We start from the raw sequence: 19794 nt of genomic DNA, 5'->3' as shown, positions 1-19794 counted from the left end.
TGCCCTACTATTTCTTTTTAGGTGCTAGCACCATAATTGCTTGACGACCTTCCATTTTCGGGAAAGATTCGACAACCGCATACTCTTCCAAATCAGCCTTGATACGGTTCAAAAGATCCATACCTAGGTTTTGGTGTGCCATTTCGCGACCACGGAAACGCAGCGTAATCTTCGCTTTGTCCCCATCTTCTAGAAAACGAATCAGGTTGCGTAGTTTTACCTGATAGTCGTTTTCATCAGTGCCAGGACGGAATTTTATTTCCTTAACCTGAACCTGTTTCTGCTTCTTCTTTTGTTCTTTTTGAGCTTTCGCTTTATCAAAAAGGAACTTACCGTAGTCCATTATGCGACAGACAGGAGGCTCAGCATTAGGGCTAATCTCTACGAGATCAACACCTGCTTCATCTGCAATACTCTGAGCTTCTTTAATGCTAACGATACCAATTGCTTCACCGTCCAAGCCCGATAAGCGGACTTCAGGTACACCAGTGATTTCATCATTGATTCTATTAGGGGCTGGCTGTCGCCCTGCTGTTCTTTTGATCTTTATGACCTATTCCTCCAACAATTTGAGACTACGGAGCGAAATTTGTTGACGTATCATCGAGGCGAAATCTTCTAATTTTAACTTGCCTAAATCAATACCATCACGTGTACGCACCGCGACTTCCTTATTTTCCATTTCTTGATCACCAACGACCAACAAATAAGGCACACGTCTTAGTGTGTGTTCGCGTATTTTAAAGCCTATTTTCTCATTCCTCAAGTCAAAAGATGCTCGAATACCCTGATCTTTGAAGAATTTTACAATATCTTCAACATAATCAGCTTGTTTATCGGTAATATTCATCACAACGACTTGCATAGGAGCAAGCCAAGTTGGGAATTTACCTGCGTATTCTTCTATCAAAATGCCTAAGAAGCGTTCTAACGAGCCTAAAATAGCACGATGGATCATTACTGGCGTCTGGCGACTGTTGTCTTCAGCAACATAAGTTGCACCTAAACGCGAAGGTAATGCGTAATCGAGTTGTACTGTACCACACTGCCATGCACGATCTAAACAGTCATGTAAGGTAAATTCGATTTTTGGGCCATAAAACGCGCCTTCGCCTGGTAATATCTCAAATTCGATATTATTTGCGGCTAATGCTTGCTTAAGTGCTTCTTCTGCACGGTCCCACATTGCATCATCACCAATTCGCTTTTCTGGACGTGTTGATAATTTTACAACGATGTTTTCAAAACCAAACGTAGCATAAGTGTCATATACCATTTGAATACAGGCACTGACCTCTTGCTGTACTTGGTCATCAGTACAAAATACGTGTGCATCATCTTGAGTAAATCCGCGCACGCGCATTAAACCGTGCAATGAACCAGATGGTTCATTACGGTGACAACAACCAAATTCAGCCATACGTAATGGTAAATCACGGTAAGACTTTAATCCTTGGTTAAATATCTGGACGTGGCCTGGGCAATTCATTGGTTTAATCGCATATTCGCGACTTTCACTGCTTGTTGTGAACATCGCTTCTGCGTATTTGTCCCAATGGCCTGAGCGTTCCCATAAAGAACGATCCATCATTAATGGGCCTTTCACTTCTTGATAAGTGTATTGACCTAGCTTTTGACGGATAAACTTTTCAAGCTCTAGGAATAAGCTCCAGCCATCGTTATGCCAAAACACCATGCCAGGTGCTTCTTCTTGCATATGATATAAGTCAAGTTGCTTACCAATTTTACGATGGTCACGTTTTGCCGCTTCTTCTAAACGCACTAAGTGTGTTTTGAGTGCTTTTTTGTCTGCCCATGCTGTTCCGTATATACGTTGCAGCATTTTGTTATCAGAATTACCACGCCAATATGCGCCGGCTACACTCATTAATTTAAAGTGTTGGCAAAAACGCATGTTTGGTACGTGCGGTCCGCGGCACATATCCACATATTCTTCGTGATGATATAATGCAGGGGTAGCATCTTTACTGATATTTTCGTCTAAAATGGCGATTTTGTATTCTTCACCGCGCTCACTGAATGCATCACGCGCTTGTTGCCAAGATACGACTTTTTTTATCACGTCGTAGTTGGTCTTAGCTAACTGTTGCATACGCTTTTCAAGCGCTTCAATATCTTCTTGAGTTAACTTGTGTTCTAAATCGATATCGTAGTAAAAACCGTTGTCGATAACAGGGCCAATAGCCATTTTTGTTTCAGGCCACATTTGTTTGATCGCGTGACCTAATAAATGCGCACAAGAATGGCGAAGGATTTCAACACCCTCGTCGTCTTTAGCCGTAATGATAGCTAACTCTGAATCTGCTGTGATTAAGTCTGTTGCATCTTTAAGCTCACCGTTAACACGGCCAGCAATACAAGCCTTGGCTAAACCAGGACCGATATCGAGTGCAACATCAAGAGTTGATACAGGATTGGCAAACTCACGTTTGCTGCCATCAGGCAATGTAATAATAGGCATGAAATGTCCTTGTCCAGTGGTGACCCACACGTAGGGCCACATGGTAATAAAGTATGTTCAGTTGAACGAATGACACGTTAATGAAATCAAGACAGTACAGGAGTCTTAGTTACCCAGAAACGTAGGCGGTTATTCTATGTGATAAGCGCTTTGTGGCGCAACCATACAAAGGTCAATATGGAATATATTTATAACAAAAGATTAAAAAGAAGTTCTTTTGTCAATAACTCCCCAAAATAAGCCATAAAAAAATTCAATAATTTACAGATAATTAGACTGCAGCGAAACGATAAACTGGGTAGCAAGCTGACAACATCACGGTATTGATTGAAATAATTTGATGTCAAAACCCTTTGCTTTAAAGGTGTTCATGTTATTTTTTGAAAAAAATAAATAATTAAACCCATTTATTTCACCTCATAGCAAATCAACCTTATGGTCGATCCACATTCCAAAATCCTCACTATAATGTGATTATCGATACCTCTGTGGGAGATAGTTATATGAGATTATTATCACGCACAATTAGTTGCCCTCACTGTGGGCATAATCAGCATGTAACCATAGATGCTAGCGCGGGTGATCAAGAATATTATGATGATTGCAGAATCTGCTGTAATCCCATCCATATTCGCATGCATTTAGATGATAATCGCCGGATGATTGAGCTGCATGTCGACTCTGATGATGAGCAAATCTATTAGGTGACCTTCTTGAAAAATTAACGCCATTATTGAAAAAATAAAGGCGTTAATCACTATACAAACCGTTTATTCAATAAGCACTAGTTATTGAGTAACTGTTTTTTCGCCAGTATGCGCTCTACAGTGTCAACGATAACTTGTGTTTGACTGTCGATTTCAATATTGATTTTATCACCGGCTTTGTAATGGCTTAAGTTAGTTAACTTTAATGTTTCAGGAATTAAATGCAGTATAAAGCCATCTTCACTGACCTTACCTACTGTCAAACTACAGCCGTTGATACCGACAAAGCCTTTATAAAAAATGTAATTCATCCATCGAGGGTCGACGTTTAATTCAATATTGTAATGCTCGGCCGTATGACTGACTGTTTTTACAGTGGCTTGAGTATGGACATGTCCAGATAGAATATGACCACCGATTTCAGTACCAAATGTTAATGAACGTTCAATGTTTACCGCATCGCCAACACTAATTTTGCCAAGATTGGTTAACGTTAATGTTTCTTCCATTACATCAAAGAAAACTTTATCATTTAGCACCTTGGTGACGGTCAGGCAAACGCCATTATTAGCAACACTTGCTCCCGTCACTAATCCCTGTGTCAATTCTGGTGTCATCTTGACTTCAAATGTTTTAAGACCCGCTTGCTTTTGAATAGAAACCACTTCGCAAGTGGCTTGTACGATACCAGTAAACATATTTTTGTTCCGTTATAGGCTTTTTAATGAATAATACAGGTTTTCAAATTAAGCGCTTAATAAAATTAGCGCTTCCGGTACTTATTGCACAAGTGACACAAACCATGATGGGGTTTATTGATACCGTTATGGCGGGTCGTGTTAGTGCCGTTGATATGGCCGCTGTGGCTGTAGGTACTAGTTTATGGTTACCTGCTATATTATTTGTTCAAGGGTTATTGATGTCGTTTACACCGGTGTTTTCACAGCATCATGGTGCAAATAACCAACAAGTCATTCCTTCATTACTTTTTCAAGCCAGCTATATTGCCATAATTGGTGCGATTGGGGTGATGATCTTTCTCTCATCTTCTACTTATTTACTCGACTTAATGGATTTAGAGCCGCAGTTACAATCTCTCACCGTGGGTTATATCGACGCAATATTGTGGGGTGCTCCAGCCTTTGTTCTTTACCAGGTTTTGCGGGGCTGTAGTGAGGGGATTTCATACACCATGCCTACAATGGTAATTGGGTTTATTGGTTTAGCCGTTAATATTCCTGCTAACTATGTCTTTATTTATGGCGGATTTGGGATCCCAGCAATGGGGGGCGCGGGATGCGGCGTAGCTACAGCAATTGTATTTTGGGCAATGTTATTCGCAATGATTGTCTATATGTTAGTCGATAAGACATTTAAAGAACTTAAGCCATTTAGTCAATTCTACCGTCCACATTTATCCAGTATGTGGTCAATGATAAAATTAGGTATGCCAATTGCGCTGTCAATATTTTTTGAGGTCAGTTTATTTGCCATCATCGCATTATTTTTAGCACCGTTAGGTGCTACCGTGGTGGCGAGTCATCAAATTGCCCTTAACTTTTCCTCCATCGTCTTTATGTTGCCGTTATCTATTGGTATAGCGGTTTCAATTCGTATTGGTTACTACCTTGGCCGCGATCAACCAGAGGTTGCTGCATTAGTATCAAAAGTAGGATTGGGACTATCGTTAGTATTAGCGGTTTGTACAGCATTCTTAACGGTTACCTTTAGACACGAAATCGCTCTACTCTATAACGACAACCCTGAAGTGGTTAAACTTGCAGGCAGCTTAATGATGTTAGCTGCTTTTTATCAAATATCAGACTCGGTCCAAGTTGTTGCAGCTGGTGCATTACGAGGTTATAAAGACACCCGTAGCGCATTTTACATCACGCTTTTTTCATATTGGGGTATAGGTATGACTGCGGGGTATTTATTAGGTTATACCAACTTATTCGGTGATCCATTAGGTGCTAAAGGGTTTTGGATTGGGCTCATCGCTGGATTAACTGTCGCAGCTATACTGTTTGCTATTCGATTAAAGTATATTCAAAAGCATGGTATTAAATTTCAATTAAAGGGTTAATGTGGCTGTTTTACAAGGTATATTGCTAACAGATTGCTTAACCTTGAATCAAGTTGCACAGCAAATCACCATTTAGTCATAAAAATGCTTTTTTTGCTTGCAAGCAACCACCTATCCCACTTACTATAGCGACCGCTTTGAAACAAAACATAATCTATGTTGATGTTAAGCATTACACCCGTAGCTCAGCTGGTAAAAAAGAGTAGCACTACCTACTCATTTGATAAGCTGTGGTAGGGGTCGGTATTCTCGATGTAAAAAGCAGTCCACTCGAGTATACCACTCTTCTGATAGAGTCTAAACAGTCAGATTTTATTAAAAAGTAAACAATACACCCGTAGCTCAGCTGGTTAGAGCACTACCTTGACATGGTAGGGGTCGGTGGTTCGAGTCCACTCGGGTGTACCACTCTTTTCAAAGAGTCTAAACATTGAAATTCAAACAATACACCCGTAGCTCAGTTGGTTAGAGCACTACCTTGACATGGTAGGGGTCGGTGGTTCGAGTCCACTCGGGTGTACCATTTATTGCTTTAATTCCTTGAAAAACATCAGATTACAAATAATCCTGAATTTATATTTAGTTTACGTTTGTGCCTAAACAAAATAATTCGTTCCTTAATCACGAATGCTGCAGAAATTTTCAAACACACCCTACCCCAGCCCACCGCTTAGTGAAGCTTTAATCACGCAATCAAAATTTGTTACTGTGACGTCATAAAAGTGCGTTTTGCAATTTTGTGCCCATTTCGTGCCAAACATGTTGGCATAATAATATTTGACATTAAACTCATACTTATTTTGTTTTTGTAATCGACATGCCACTAATGGAGAATTTGCCGATAATTCATAGAGCTGAACTGAGTAACATAGTAGACTAATTAATATTCTAATCGCTCACTAAGTGAGATTTTCATGGCTTTTCTTGTAGATATTCACACTCATACCATCGCTTCAACTCACGCTTACAGCACAGTTCATGATTACTTTTCGGTGGCCAAAAGCAAAGGGATAAAATTGTTTGCGATAACCGATCATGGCCCAGATATGGCTGATGCGCCCCACTTTTGGCATTTTGTGAATATGCGTGTGTTACCAAGAGTGGTTGATGGAGTTGGTATGCTGCGTGGCATTGAAGCTAATATTAAAAATATATCTGGCGAGATTGATTTTTATGGTGATTACTTACAGCAGCTCGATATTGTCTTAGCGGGTTTTCATGAGCCTGTTTTTGCTCCTGCTACGCGAGAAGCGCATACACAAGCATTAATTAATTGTATTGAAAGTGGCAATGTCGATATTATCAGCCATCCAGGTAATCCTGCCTACCCTATTGATATTGAACGTGTAGCCCAAGCTGCGGCTAAACATAACGTGGCATTAGAAATTAACAACTCATCATTTTTAAACTCAAGAAAAGGCAGCTTAATCAATTGCACTGCAATAGCAGAAGCCGTAAAACACGCTGGTGGATTATTAGTGATGGGGTCAGACTCTCATGTGGCATTTAGCCTAGGTGATTTTGACAAATCATTAGAAGTTATTTCCGCGGTCGATTTTCCTATTGAGCGATTATTAAATCGCAGCCCAGTGGCATTGTTAAGTTTTTTGGCCTCTCGAGGCCATACCACGCTAGATGAGTATAATGTATTGATTGATTAGCAATTTAATCGATCCATTCAATACCCTGTAACGTAATGACTGCTTTAATACAATTTAACGCTGTTTTAGCTGTTGAGACAACATCAGTTTGATTAGGTCATTACGAAGGATCCCAAATGCATTATACTCAAGCCCACATTGGCGCACTCGACACACGCACGCGTGCACATTTTATTAATTCGTTGTCGGGATTTAAGAGCGCCAATCTCATCGGTACGCAAGATGATCAGGGCCACACCAACTTGGCTATAGTGAGTTCGGTGTTCCACTTGGGCGCTAACCCACCACTGGTGGGCATGATAATACGACCTCATAGTGTGGCACGGCACACGTTTGAGAATATTTTAAAAACGGGATTTTACACCATAAACCAGGTTAATCAGTCTATTTATTCTCAAGCCCACCAAACTTCGGCTCGTTATGACAGAGATGAATCAGAGTTTGCTGCCACAGGGTTAACTGCTGAATACTTATCGGATTTTCACGCGCCTTTTGTCAAACAAAGTCGACTTAAGTATTCCGTTAAGTTTGTAGAACATCAACATTTAGCCGTGAATGGGACCGAATTAGTGATAGGTGAAATCAGTGATATATATGTTGATGATAACGCCGTTGAAGATGATGGTTTTATTGATTTACAGGCATTAGACACAGTGGCGATTACTGGACTTGATAGTTATCACATAACGACTAAATTAGCCCGTCTGCCTTACGCTAAAAATAATACAGGATATTTTTAGATGCACTCATAATGAAACATCCCATTCAAATCAGATTGAATGGGATGTTTCATTAAGGTCAAGCAATAATGACTTAGTGGGTATTTTTCACTGGCGTAATAAAACGCGCTTTGACCGCTTCAGCCATGAGCTTAGGAGGAATTAAGCCTTGTTCTAATACAAAGTTATTGAAGGCTAGACGATCAAATTTGTCACCGAGGGCTAATTCAACATCCGCTCTGATCTCAAGTAATCGAGATAAACCATAAAAGTAGCTGCCAGCTTGACCTGGCATACGCATGGTATAACGATCAACTTCTTGTTTTACAGCCGCTTTTGAAAACACCACATCTTCACTTAACAAATGATAAGCTTGCTCTTTAGTGGTTAAACCTAAGTTTAACATGGGGTCTAACATTGCTCGAGCATTGCGTAATAATCGATGTTGCAATGCAATCAACTGACCTTCTATTGGTAAATAAGGTAACATTTCTGCTTCAGCGTACAGTGCCCAGCCTTCAACGTTAACACTGTTAAACGCGTAATAGACTCGGGCTAATGACACTCCTTGCTCAAGCATTACTGCAAATTGCAATTCATGGCCAGGGCGTCCTTCATGAGCGCTTAAGGTGTAGGCTACAGCATCAAAATTAAAGTCATCATAGGCGGCGTCACCTGTTAACGCAGGGTTACCCGTCGTTAGAATAAACTGACCTTGCTCGCCAGTGTTGCCAATAAACGGTGGCGGTTGCATATGCGGTGCTGGGCTGCCAGCGGCCTCAGCATCTGTCGCAAGGCGCATAATCATATTACGTTTCGGTAAATCCACCACATGTTGCTCACTAATAATGGTTTCTAGTTTGCTGTTAATTTGGCGGTAATGATCTTCGATTTTGTCATTTGCTAGCGAATTCTTTTTTAATAGTTTAATGACATCACGATAGTCAGTTGATGGCATATCAAACTTTTTCGCTACCAAGGGAGCTAAAGCCTGCATATTGGCTTTGGTGATCATATAACTGGCTTTAGCACGCTCAATCAATAAATTAGGATCAATATCGATACCGACATTTTTGAGTTTTAACGCATAGATTTCATCGGGTAATCGATAGTTGCTACGTGTATGGGGGATAACTGTTGCTTGTGCCCATTGTCGAAATTCGGTGATTTGTTGGTTTAGCAATGCTAAATCAGTTTCGGCTTTAGACAAGTTATGCTCGGCAAATAACTGCTGTAATCCTTCAAGCAATTTATCCGTTCTGCCCAGTGCTTGCTCTACTTCTTCTTTGGTTGGTCCGATAAGCTGGTCATTGGTTAACGCAGCTTCAAATAAGGTTTGTGCTTGATGGGTTAACGCTGGTTGACCGGTTTTGCCGACGTAACAGGCTAAACGTGTTATTGCCGCCTGTTTACGTGTTTCAGGCATTTGCCCATCTAATAACGCTGATACACCTCGAAAGATAATCAACGGCACATCGACCCAAGGCAACATGTATTTATCGTCTAGCGCTGCGGTAGCAATAGATTGATCAATATCATCAATAATAATATTCAGGTCTTGACGTACAGGCAGTAACGTTTCGGTGTTAAGCGCAGCGAGCAAAGTTTTTTTACTGGCTTTAAGAGTTGTTAAATACTTATCTTGTTGTGCCCGACTAATGTTGCTGCACAGTTCATCAGCTTCAACAATGCCTATCGAGCTAGCCATTTCTGGTTGAAACTCACTGGTTAGTTTGATTTGTTTATTAGTGTACTGATTACTCACATCAACCCAAGAATCAGCAGCGGCCGTCATTGGGAGTAACACAATCAACGGAATGATTGAACTGAGCACTTTGCCTGACATGTTCCAAGTCCCTTTTTGATAGATAAATAAAGTCTCACTATACCCGAATTAGCATAAAAGTAAGCACTACAACGGAGTTAAGGGCTAAAGAAAAGTAACGAATTGGTTACAAAATATATTGTTAGCAATGCATCATTAGCTTTTGTAGCTACCGTTTTAAATTGGTCAATTTAAACGATGCCACAATTAATTAGCACGCTCTAGTGGACACAAATTGATGAGGATTTACCCTTGGATTTTGTCGCTATGTCAATGCGTTCAACCGACAGATGACGATATAAAAAATGTGACCGATGCTGTTTTTCAGTGATTTAAATAGATATTGCAATCATAAATATGACTACAATCATTTACAGTATTGGAAATACGGTTATTCATTCATAAATTTTAGACGGAGAACACATGAAAATAAGTGCTAGAAATCAGCTGAAAGGAACGGTTAAATCAATCGAAATGGGTGCTGTTAATTCTGAGGTGACAATTGAATTATCTGGTGGTGAGCGAATTGCTTCGATTATCACTAACCAAGCTGTAAAATCACTTGATTTGAAAGTCGGTTCGACGACATACGCGATTGTTAAAGCGTCAAACGTTATGCTAGCTGTCGATTAATTATTCTGTAGAGACGGCCTGTCCTATCAAGGTTAGTGTATCTCATCTTTTGCAATATAATCTCAATGAGTCCTTTGTCTTGCTTTGTAATAAGCAAATAGACAACAGGGCTTTTTTTGCCTTTGAATAACGACAATCATTACGTCCTCTTTAAAAATGAGTCAAAAAAAATCGCAACGCATCCACGTTACGATTTTATTGAGACGGCAACGATTTACAATCTGTTATTACAGCACACGTTTAAAATACAAAATGTTCACTGTCTAGCGCCATCATTGAATCTACGCCATTTTGAATACAGGCTGCATGACCTTTTGCTCTGGGTAACATACGTTGCATATAGAATTGTGCGGTTTTGATTTTTGCTTCATAAAACGCAGTTTCGGTAGTTCCTGCGGCCAATTTATCTTGCGCTACTTTTGCCATTTTTGCCCAGAAAAAAGCCAGGGTGACATAACCTGCATACATTAAGTAGTCAACCGACGCACCGCCGATTTCATCAGGGTTTTTCATGGCTTTACCGCCAATCAGTACGGTTAATTCATGCCACTCTTTGGCATAGGCCATAATAGGTTTAATAAACTCAGCCATGGCAGGATTGTCCATGTTTTGCTGGCAAAATACGGTCACATCTTTAGAAAACGGCTTTAACACTTCGCCTTGTGTACCAATGATTTTACGGGCTAACAAATCAAGTGCCTGAATACCGGTTGTACCTTCATATAAGCAACTGATTTTTGTGTCACGCATCAGCTGCTCCATGCCCCACTCTTTAATAAAGCCATGGCCACCGAACACTTGTACGCCGTGGCTAGTACATTCAAAACCAAGCTCAGATAAAAACGCTTTGGCAATTGGTGTAAGTAATGCAAGTTTAGTTTCTGCATCGGCTTTTACGGTTTCATCTTTTTCTGCATGGCCAATATCAACGAGTTGCGCTAAGTAAGACACTAACGCACGACCACCTTCTGCAATCGATTTTTGCGTTAAAAGCATCCTACGAACATCTGGGTGTACAATAATCGGATCGGCTGGGCCATTTGGATTCTTTACGCCACTAATGGAGCGCATTTGTAGGCGATCCTTAGCGTATGCAAGCGCACCTTGGAACGATGCTTCAGCGGCGGCAACACCTTCGTTAGCTACACCAATTCGGGCTGCATTCATAAAGGTAAACATGCATTTTAAACCGCGATTAGGCTCACCAATCAGATGACCAGTTGCACCATCAAAATTGATCACACACGTCGCGTTACCATTAATCCCCATTTTGTGTTCAATAGAGCCACAATTGACACCATTACGGTCCGCAATTGTGCCATCTTCATTCACATTAAATTTAGGAACGATAAATAACGAAATGCCTTTATTACCTTCTGGAGAGCCAGGAATTCGGGCAATAACAATGTGAACAATGTTGTCTGATAAATCATGCTCTCCCGCGGAAATAAATATTTTAGTACCGCTTAACGAATAAGTGCCATCAGTTTGTAATTCAGCTTTGGTGCGCAGCATGCCTAAGTCAGTACCACAATGTGGCTCAGTTAAACACATAGTGCCGGTCCATTTTCCGTCAACAAGGTTTGGCATAAATTGTTGCTTTTGGGCTTCGGTGCCGTGGGCTTCAATGGTTGCTAATGCGCCGTGGCTTAAGCCTGGGTACATTGCAAAACTGTGGTTTGCACTTGAGAATAATTCCGCAATACTGATGTTTAACGAATGAGGTAAGCCTTGACCACCAAATGCTTCAGATTGTGATAACGTTGGCCATCCACCTTCCACATACTGCGCATAGGCTTCTTTAAATCCATCAGGTGTGGTGACCACCCCATCCTTCCATGTACATCCTTGTTGATCGCCGATTTGGTTTAGTGGCGCGACCACTTCTTCAGTTAATTTTGCTGCTTCGCCGATAATGGCATCAACCATATCAAGCGTGGCATCTTGATAACCTAAATGTTGATAGTGCGCCTCACACTCGAGCAATTCTTGCATCACAAACTTAACATCACGGATGGGGGCTTTGTATTCAGGCATTGTTGCTCTCCAAGTATTTATCAGTCCAATTGCATATAAATGAGTTGATCAAACTAACCAACTATAAAGGTTAACCTTGATGCTAAGTGAACTGTAAATATTATCCAAATGCATATTAATTATATGTTCACATTCGCGAAATCTATAGTTGAGGCTTAGTAAGGACTAGAGTCACTTACTTAAATTAACCTTACTTGCAGCGTTAAGACAACTCACAATGCCTCTTTGACGTAAAATTTGAGTAAAAACACTTATTTACTGACACGTTATTCTTTAAATGAATAGTAGCTTATTAAAATAATTGATTTGTTTAATGTTGCGACTCGTCCTAGCATGAATTTGCGGTTAATTGTTCACTATAAGTGGTAATTTCGTATTTTCAGGTAAATTTGGGTTAAGAAAGTTACTACCTGAAGGTTCCCCCTTGTTGTTATTGAATAAAGCTGTTTTACAAAGATCGATATTTATACATCACAAACAAGAACGCTTAAGCGTCGTATATCTCTTTGGTAATTCAACGTATTAGTTAGCTTGTTTAATAACGATTAGTCTTTATCTGGGGAAATAAATGAATAATAAGTCACAGATTTTCAAATACTCTATTCTTTCACTTGCGGTTTTTGGGGTGCTGACTTCAACAGTTAACGCTGCCGAAGAAGAAGCGGTAAAGCAAGATGAGGATATGGAACGCATTATGGTCACCGCGTCTAAACGACCTAAAGGATTACAAGAGTCTCCTGTTGCAGTCACTGTGGTCAGTAGTAAAGCCATTGAGCAGGCAAAGGTTATGGACATCGATGATTTACAAACGTTAGTGCCCACCTTACGCGTCACACCGTTACAACGTTCAACCAATACCAATTTTGCCATTCGGGGTTTTGGTAATGGCACTAATAATACCGGTATTGAACCCTCTGTTGGGGTATTTATTGATGGAGTTTACCGCTCACGTGCAGCCGCACAAATTGGCGATTTACCCAGGCTGCAACAAATTGAAGTATTGAGCGGCCCACAAAGTACCTTATTCGGTAAAAATGCATCAGCAGGCGTCATTAGTGTGACCACGCGTGAACCTTCTTATTATGAACATGGCAAAATTGAAGCCGGCATCGGTAATTACAATCAACAAGTGATGAAAGGCTATTACACCAATGGCATTAATGACAATTGGGCCTTTAGTGTATCGGGTGGATTCAATACTCGCGATGGCTACACAGAATCGGTTTCTGGTTTAGAAGATGTTAACGACAAAGATCGTTGGAACGTGCGCGGCCAAGCCCTTTTTGAACCGACTGAAGATGTCAAATTTCGTCTCATTGCAGACTACAGTGAAATTGAAGAAGCATGTTGTACCGTCGAAAACTCAATAAATGGCCCAACAACTGCCGCAGTTCGAGCACTGGGTGGGATGGATTTGGATGAAACCAGTTCATTTGCTTATCAATCTACCCTCAATTCTGACCCCATCAACAAGGTGAAAGACGGTGGCGTGTCGCTGCAACTTGATGTTGATTTTGACGGTTACTCATTCACCTCAATCAGTGCGATACGTAATAACGAATCTGATTTTATGAATGATGTAGATTACACCACATTAGACATCTTGACTGAAGGCGGTTACACCGACATAGACACCATCACCCAAGAGTTTCGCTTAACCTCTACAGGTGAGCAGAAGCTTGAATGGATGTTTGGTGCATACTTATTTCATGAAGAAGTCACCACTGGCGACACCTTATATTACGGCAATGACATCCGTAACTATTTTGATGTGTTAATGGCTGCGGGTGGAGCTCCGGGCCTACTCGGTGGTGTTGAAGGAGTATATGGATTGGATCCAGGCACCTTTTTCTCTAATACATCGGCTGTCAGTTCAGACTTTGAGCAAGAAAATGACGCCTATTCATTATTTGCCAGCTTTGATTACCACATCAATGATCAATTTACTGCCATATTTGGGGTCAGTTACACCAATGATCAAAAAGAAGTGACCATTGCGCAAAATAATACCGACGTATTCTCGTCGTTAGATTTAGCCACCGAGCCAACGTTATTTGGGGTACCTATTGGCAGTATCCCCACATTAGCGCCAGCAGTGCCTACCTTACAAAGCTTACAATTTTTGCCACCCATGTTAGGCCTACCCAATGGCGTTGAAAACAATAAAACCGATGACAGTAAAACCACTTGGTCGTTGCGTTTATCTTACGAAATTAACGACAACATTAACGTGTTTGCTACTGCCGCAACAGGGTTTAAGGCTTCATCGTGGAACTTATCGCGATACTCTAGCCCATTTGCGGCAGATCAAGCGGCATTAACTACGGCGGGGATAGAAGAGCCAAACCAGGTGTACGGTGGCCGTTATGCATCGCCTGAAGAAGCTATGGTGTATGAGATTGGTATTAAAACCCAATTTGAAAATGGCTCCTTTAACGCTACCTTATTTGACCAAACCATTGAGGGCTTTCAATCATCAATCTTTATCGGCACCGGCTATGTGTTAGCGAATGCGGGTAAGCAAAGTACCCAAGGCTTTGAATTCGACTCCAACTATAACCTCAGCGACGATTGGTCATTCACCTTAGCAGGCACCTTCCTTGATCCCGTTTATGATTCGTTTGAAGGGGCATCGGGTTTAGAGGGGCCGGTTGATTTATCCGGTGAACAACCAGCAGGCATTCACGAAGTGAGTATTTCTGCCGGTGTGGTGTATAACTTTGAGGTATTTAACGGCGCAGATGGTTACCTACGTGCTGATTATTTATATGAAAGCGACGTCAAAGTAGCAGAAAACACACCTGAGTCATTAACGCGCGAAGTCAATACCGTAAACGCGAGCACTGGCCTAGCATTTGACAATGGCGTGAGTGTGCAACTGTGGGTACGTAATTTAACCAATGACGAGTATTTGTTGTCGGCTTTTCCACCGCCTATTCAAGCAGGTAGCTTTAATGGTTATCCAAATCAACCCCGTACCTTTGGAGCCAATATTGCTTATCAATTTTAATTAGCTCCATGTTTAAAAAATGTTCTGCGGTATCAGCAATTTCTGATGCCGCAGATGTTGAACAACAAGCAATATTAGTACACAGAATTACACTATCAACCACATGATTAATTACAATAAGAGTTGTCACTATGTCTATAGAATCTATTTTACAAAATCGTTATTCCGTTCGTGCATTTCAACCCAAGCCTGTACCAGAAAATGTTTTAAAACAGATTTTTTCCAGTGCTCAGTTATCACCCTCAAACTGTAACGTACAACCTTGGCAATCTTGTGTGGTTTCAGGTGCGACGAAAGATAAATTAAAGGCAAAATTTATTGAAACGTTAATGAGCGGTGCAACCCCCAATCCTGACTTTAATTGGTTACCGCAATATCAAAGTGTACACCGTGAACGTCAATTTGGTTCTGCAAATGCACTATACAGCTCAGTGGGTATTACCCGAGAAGACAAAAAAGCCCGTCAAATGGCCATGGTACGTAACTGGCAGTTTTTTGATGCGCCCCATGCGGTATTTTTTACTATGGATAAGTACCTGGACATTATGGGTGCGGTCGATTTAGGCATTTATGCGCAAACCTTATCATTAGTGATGGCAGAACATGGCGTGGCAAATTGTATGCAAGGTGCATTAGGGCAATTTCCCGATCCGGTTCGTGAAATCTTAGGTTTACCCGATGAGCGTGGCATTTTATTTGGTATGTCTTTTGGCTATGCCGATGATAACGCCGCTGTTAACCGTACCCGTACTGAACGTGAAACCTTAGAGACTGCAGTAACATTTTTTGACTAAACAACTGCGATTTGAGCTGACTTAACGCTAATTGGTTTTAACATTGAGATTGCATATGACACTCACACATAACCATATACTAATCGATGATATCAATATTCATTATGTTGAGTCAGGCCCTCAGACCGTTCAACCATCGATAGAAACGATTGTTTTTTTACATGGATTCCCAGAGTTTTGGGGAACATGGAATAAACAACTCGCGTTTTTTGCCAAACAATATCGGGTTATTGCACCTGACTTACCGGGGTACAATCTCAGCGAAAAGCCTCAAAATATTGACTTTTATGCCCTGCCTAATCTGATTAATATTATCAGTAAATTCATTACTGCATTAAGTCCAGACCATCCTGTTACGTTGGTGGCGCATGATTGGGGTGGCGCCATCGCATGGCCATTAGCAGCGTTTAAACCACATCTTTTACAGCAATTGATCATACTAAATGCCGCTCATCCCAGTACTTTTACTCGCGAAATGATCAACAACCCTCGCCAACGGAGTAAAAGTAATTATATTCATGAACTTATAGGCAGCGATGGTGAACGATTATTAACTCAACATCATTACCGTTATCTCACTGATAATATTTTTCAGTGTCAAACGAGTGCATTTTTTACCCCTGAGATCATCGACACATATCGCCATGTTTGGCAGCAACCGGGCGCGATTAATGGCATGCTGCAATATTATCGTGCAATGCCACAACTGGCGGAGAAAGAAACCGCTCATAAGCAAAGTGAACATCACTCAACCAGTGCAACTCAAGTTAAGCCCACGAGTGAAATCAAAATCCCCAATATTCGACTAAACATACCTACGCTGGTGCTTTGGGGCGAGCAAGATTTGGCATTCGTTAATGAAAACCTCGATGGATTACTCGATTACGTAGCACATTGCACTATCAAACGATTTCCCAATACCAGTCACTGGATCCAACACGAACGCCCCGATGAAGTGAATCAAGCAATCAATGAATTTATAAACCCATCAAAATAATAACCATAAAGGTGTGTTATGACAGAGATTGAACAAAATCAAATCCGAGCATGCGTATTTGAAGTCGAAAAACATAATTTAAGCACAACTCGGATCATCGACTTATCGGTATCAGCCCCCTTAGCCCATAACGAAGTGCTTTTGCGGATAGACAAGTTTGCACTCACAGCAAATAACATTAGCTATGGTATTACCGGTGATGCATTGGGTTACTGGCATTTTTTTCCATCAAGCAAACCACAACATTGGGGACGTTTACCCGTCATGGGCTATGCAGAAGTTATCGCATCAAAACATGACCAAGTATTAATCGGCGAAAGAGTATGGGGCTTTATGCCTATGGCAACGCATTTCATCGTTTTAGCTGGCCAAGTTAATCAGGGAGGCTTTAGCGATATCAGCCCATGCAGAGAAGTTTTGTCACCGGTATACAGTAAGTTTGACCGTGTTAGTGCCAATCCATTTTATCAACCACAAAACGAAGATTACGACATTTTACTTAGAGGATTATTTACCACCTCATGGTTAGTTGATGATTTTATGTGCGATAACCAGTATTTTGATGCCGAACAATATCTCATCACCAGTGCATCAAGTAAAACCAGTATTGCCCTCGCCTTTAACATTAAGCAACGGGGTGATCGCCCCGCGATAGGCATAACTTCGGAGGCCAACATAGCATTTGTAGAAAGGCTCAATTGCTATGACAAAGTCATCAGTTATCAACGCATCCAAGACCTAGCAAATAATGTCAGCTCAATACTGGTGGATATGGCAGGTGGCAAAACCATTTTAGCTGCAATACATCATCATTTTGCAGATAAGCTTAAATACTCCTGTCGCATCGGCGCGACACAACATCATGACATTGAGCTCGACCAAACCGCTCAAAGCACTGAACTTCCAGGCGCAACCCCTACCTTCTTTTTTGCACCAACACAGCTGAAAAAGCGCACTCTAGATTGGGGCGCTGGCGAAACCATGAAGCAAATGAGTCTGGCTTTATTACAATATATCGCTTTTTGTAAAAGCGTAATTTCAATTAAACACACCCACCAACTTGATAATCTAAATGATGTTTATCAAAGCGTACTGGCTGGCAGCGCAGAGGCGTCTATCGGTCAGATAATCTTACCTAACAAGTCATGAATTACGTGTATGAACGGATGTTTCTTTAACTAAACAAGGTTTACTCGAGGTTATTATGGACAACATGGAACTGATAACGTTAGTCAATACACAAGTGATTCCTATATGTATTTTTTTGATTATGATGGGAATGGGTTTATCGTTAGTGGTTAACGATTTTAAGCGAGTCGTTAAATATCCTAAAGCGGTGGCCATTGGCTTAACCAACCAATTATTACTGCTCCCTATCATTGGGTTTGCATTGGCCAATATTATGCCGTTAGAACCTGAATACGCCGTTGGAGTGATGTTATTGGTATTGTGCCCCGGTGGCACAACGTCCAATATGTTTTCACACTTGGCTAAAGCCGACGTGGCCTTATCGGTCACTATGACCGCTGTAGCCAGTTTAATTACTGTGTTCACAATACCAGTGGTGCTCAATTACTCCCTTATTCACTTTATGGGTGAAGGCAGTGAATTTCAGTTACCCATTATCGCCACCATGATAAGCCTGATGAAACTGACTATAGTCCCTATTGCACTAGGCATGTTAGTGAGACGATACGCCCCAAAGATAGCAGAAAGCACCCAGGTGCATGTGTCACGTTTTGGTATTTTATTTTTAACCTTATTGATAATTTTTTTGACGTATATTCAACAAGATATTGTCATTCCTGCATTAATTGCAGCAGGACCAGTGTCAGTCATCCTTAATATTTCAACCATGCTTTTAGGCTACTATTCGAGTAAATATTTCGGGCTTAATTTTGCGCAGCGAACATCAATCACTATCGAAGTCGGTCTGCAAAACAGTACGTTATCTATGTTTATGGCACTAACCCTACTCGCCAATTATAAAATGTCATTCACTCCGGCTATTTACACGCTAACCATGCTATTTACTGCGGGTATTTTAGTCGGTATGTTGAACGCTAAGTATGTAAAAGCGAGGCAGTTAACTCGTTCCGTGGTTAAAAACTAACAACAATAAACAAACCCATTAGGTGCAACATGAAATTAATCGATATAGCGATAGAAAATAATGTTCATATCATCAGCTTAAATAATGGCAAAGTGAATGCCATATCGCCGGAGGTCATTACCCAATTAAATCTCGCGCTAGATGATGCAGAGCAACAAAATGCTGTGGTGATACTCACAGGACAGCCTGGGATGTTTTCAGGCGGATACGATTTAAACACCATGAAAAAAAGCCCAGAAGAGGCAATGGCACTGGTCACTGCAGGCTCAACGTTATCTCGCAGAATGCTGGCCTTCGCCACTCCCATTATTGGAGTGTGCAGTGGTCATGCTATTGCTAAAGGTGCCTTTTTATTATTGAGCTGTGATTATCGCATCGGCTGCAGTGGCACGTTTAAAATTGGGTTAAACGAAGTGGCCATCGGCATGACAATGCACCAGGCTGGTATTGAAATTGCGCGTAATCGAATTCCTATTAATTACCTCTCGCGCGCGGTCATTAATGCTGAGCTTTTTAGCCCAGAAGCCGCTATAAACGCAGGCTTTCTAGATCTCGTTGTCGCCCCTGAGCAACTCATGAAAAGCGCACATGCAGTAGCAAGCCAAATGCAACAACTGAATATGAAAGCCCATCACGGGACAAAATTAAAAGAACGTCAGCACATTCTAGCAGCCTTAGATGCTGCAATAGAACATGACGCATTAACAACGAAAATAGTATAAGGATATCA

General features: G+C 41.1%; 16 protein-coding genes and 2 tRNA genes. 13 read left to right on the top strand and 5 right to left on the bottom strand.

Annotated elements, in window-relative coordinates:
- Positions 1-7: 7 nt before the first annotated feature.
- Together infC and thrS are read right to left on the bottom strand one after the other, a co-directional pair.
- The gene (infC, locus tag PQR79_RS04985; RefSeq protein ID WP_261734785.1) at positions 8-550 is read right to left on the bottom strand and encodes a translation initiation factor IF-3; all 543 of its coding nucleotides are present in this window, start codon (positions 548-550) and stop codon (positions 8-10) included.
- A gap of 3 nt (positions 551-553) precedes the next feature.
- Positions 554-2482, bottom strand: coding sequence for a threonine--tRNA ligase (gene thrS, locus PQR79_RS04980; RefSeq protein ID WP_238103756.1), 1929 nt, complete (start codon positions 2480-2482; stop codon positions 554-556).
- Between the two features lie 503 nt (positions 2483-2985).
- On the opposite strand from thrS, the gene PQR79_RS04975 reads away from it, so the two are divergent.
- Positions 2986-3186, top strand: coding sequence for a CPXCG motif-containing cysteine-rich protein (locus PQR79_RS04975; protein WP_238103758.1), 201 nt, complete (start codon positions 2986-2988; stop codon positions 3184-3186).
- Between the two features lie 80 nt (positions 3187-3266).
- On the opposite strand, the gene PQR79_RS04970 is transcribed toward PQR79_RS04975, so the two are convergent.
- Positions 3267-3887, bottom strand: coding sequence for a riboflavin synthase subunit alpha (locus PQR79_RS04970; RefSeq protein WP_238103760.1), 621 nt, complete (start codon positions 3885-3887; stop codon positions 3267-3269).
- Between the two features lie 26 nt (positions 3888-3913).
- On the opposite strand from PQR79_RS04970, the gene PQR79_RS04965 reads away from it, so the two are divergent.
- The 5 genes from PQR79_RS04965 (at position 3914) to PQR79_RS04945 (ending at position 7676) form a co-directional block, all read left to right on the top strand.
- Positions 3914-5275 (top strand): MATE family efflux transporter, encoded by a 1362-nt coding sequence (locus PQR79_RS04965; RefSeq protein WP_238103761.1) that lies wholly within the window; start codon positions 3914-3916, stop codon positions 5273-5275.
- Positions 5276-5606: 331 nt separating this feature from the next.
- Positions 5607-5683, top strand: a tRNA-Val gene (locus PQR79_RS04960).
- A 38-nt stretch (positions 5684-5721) separates the two neighbouring features.
- A tRNA-Val gene (locus PQR79_RS04955) sits at positions 5722-5798 on the top strand.
- Between the two features lie 391 nt (positions 5799-6189).
- Positions 6190-6936 carry a phosphatase gene (locus PQR79_RS04950; protein WP_238103762.1) on the top strand — a complete coding sequence of 249 codons (747 nt, stop codon included), beginning with the start codon at positions 6190-6192 and terminating at the stop codon, positions 6934-6936.
- Between the two features lie 116 nt (positions 6937-7052).
- A complete protein-coding gene (locus tag PQR79_RS04945; protein ID WP_238103763.1) occupies positions 7053-7676 on the top strand; it encodes a flavin reductase family protein in 624 nt (207 codons plus the stop codon).
- Positions 7677-7749: 73 nt separating this feature from the next.
- Here PQR79_RS04945 and PQR79_RS04940 read toward each other — a convergent pair whose 3' ends face one another.
- On the bottom strand, positions 7750-9501 hold the full coding sequence (locus PQR79_RS04940; RefSeq protein WP_238103764.1) for a DUF885 domain-containing protein: 1752 nt from the start codon (positions 9499-9501) through the stop codon (positions 7750-7752).
- Between the two features lie 402 nt (positions 9502-9903).
- Between PQR79_RS04940 and PQR79_RS04935 the strand changes: the two genes are divergently transcribed.
- Entirely contained in the window at positions 9904-10113 is a 210-nt protein-coding gene (locus PQR79_RS04935; RefSeq protein WP_238103765.1) for a TOBE domain-containing protein, read from the top strand.
- 240 nt (positions 10114-10353) lie between these two features.
- Here the strand turns inward: PQR79_RS04935 and PQR79_RS04930 are convergent, their stop codons facing one another.
- Entirely contained in the window at positions 10354-12150 is a 1797-nt protein-coding gene (locus tag PQR79_RS04930) for an acyl-CoA dehydrogenase C-terminal domain-containing protein (protein WP_238103766.1), read from the bottom strand.
- A gap of 568 nt (positions 12151-12718) precedes the next feature.
- On the opposite strand from PQR79_RS04930, the gene PQR79_RS04925 reads away from it, so the two are divergent.
- From PQR79_RS04925 to PQR79_RS04900, 6 genes are all read left to right on the top strand, one after another.
- Positions 12719-15160: a TonB-dependent receptor gene (locus PQR79_RS04925; RefSeq protein ID WP_238103767.1), complete on the top strand. Its 2442-nt coding sequence runs from the start codon at positions 12719-12721 to the stop codon at positions 15158-15160.
- Positions 15161-15291: 131 nt separating this feature from the next.
- Positions 15292-15954 carry a nitroreductase family protein gene (locus PQR79_RS04920; protein ID WP_238103768.1) on the top strand — a complete coding sequence of 221 codons (663 nt, stop codon included), beginning with the start codon at positions 15292-15294 and terminating at the stop codon, positions 15952-15954.
- Positions 15955-16009: 55 nt separating this feature from the next.
- Positions 16010-16951, top strand: coding sequence for an alpha/beta fold hydrolase (locus PQR79_RS04915; protein WP_238103770.1), 942 nt, complete (start codon positions 16010-16012; stop codon positions 16949-16951).
- Between the two features lie 18 nt (positions 16952-16969).
- Entirely contained in the window at positions 16970-18100 is a 1131-nt protein-coding gene (locus PQR79_RS04910; RefSeq protein ID WP_238103772.1) for a DUF2855 family protein, read from the top strand.
- A gap of 64 nt (positions 18101-18164) precedes the next feature.
- Positions 18165-19064, top strand: coding sequence for a bile acid:sodium symporter family protein (locus tag PQR79_RS04905; protein ID WP_238103774.1), 900 nt, complete (start codon positions 18165-18167; stop codon positions 19062-19064).
- Positions 19065-19093: 29 nt separating this feature from the next.
- Positions 19094-19786, top strand: coding sequence for a crotonase/enoyl-CoA hydratase family protein (locus tag PQR79_RS04900; RefSeq protein WP_238103775.1), 693 nt, complete (start codon positions 19094-19096; stop codon positions 19784-19786).
- Positions 19787-19794: the final 8 nt, after the last annotated feature.

Source organism: Shewanella metallivivens (genome assembly GCF_028750675.1).
GTDB lineage: Bacteria > Pseudomonadota > Gammaproteobacteria > Enterobacterales > Shewanellaceae > Shewanella > Shewanella metallivivens.
Note: the sequence above shows the minus strand (reverse complement) of the source record. Positions and strands in the feature narration are given on the sequence as shown.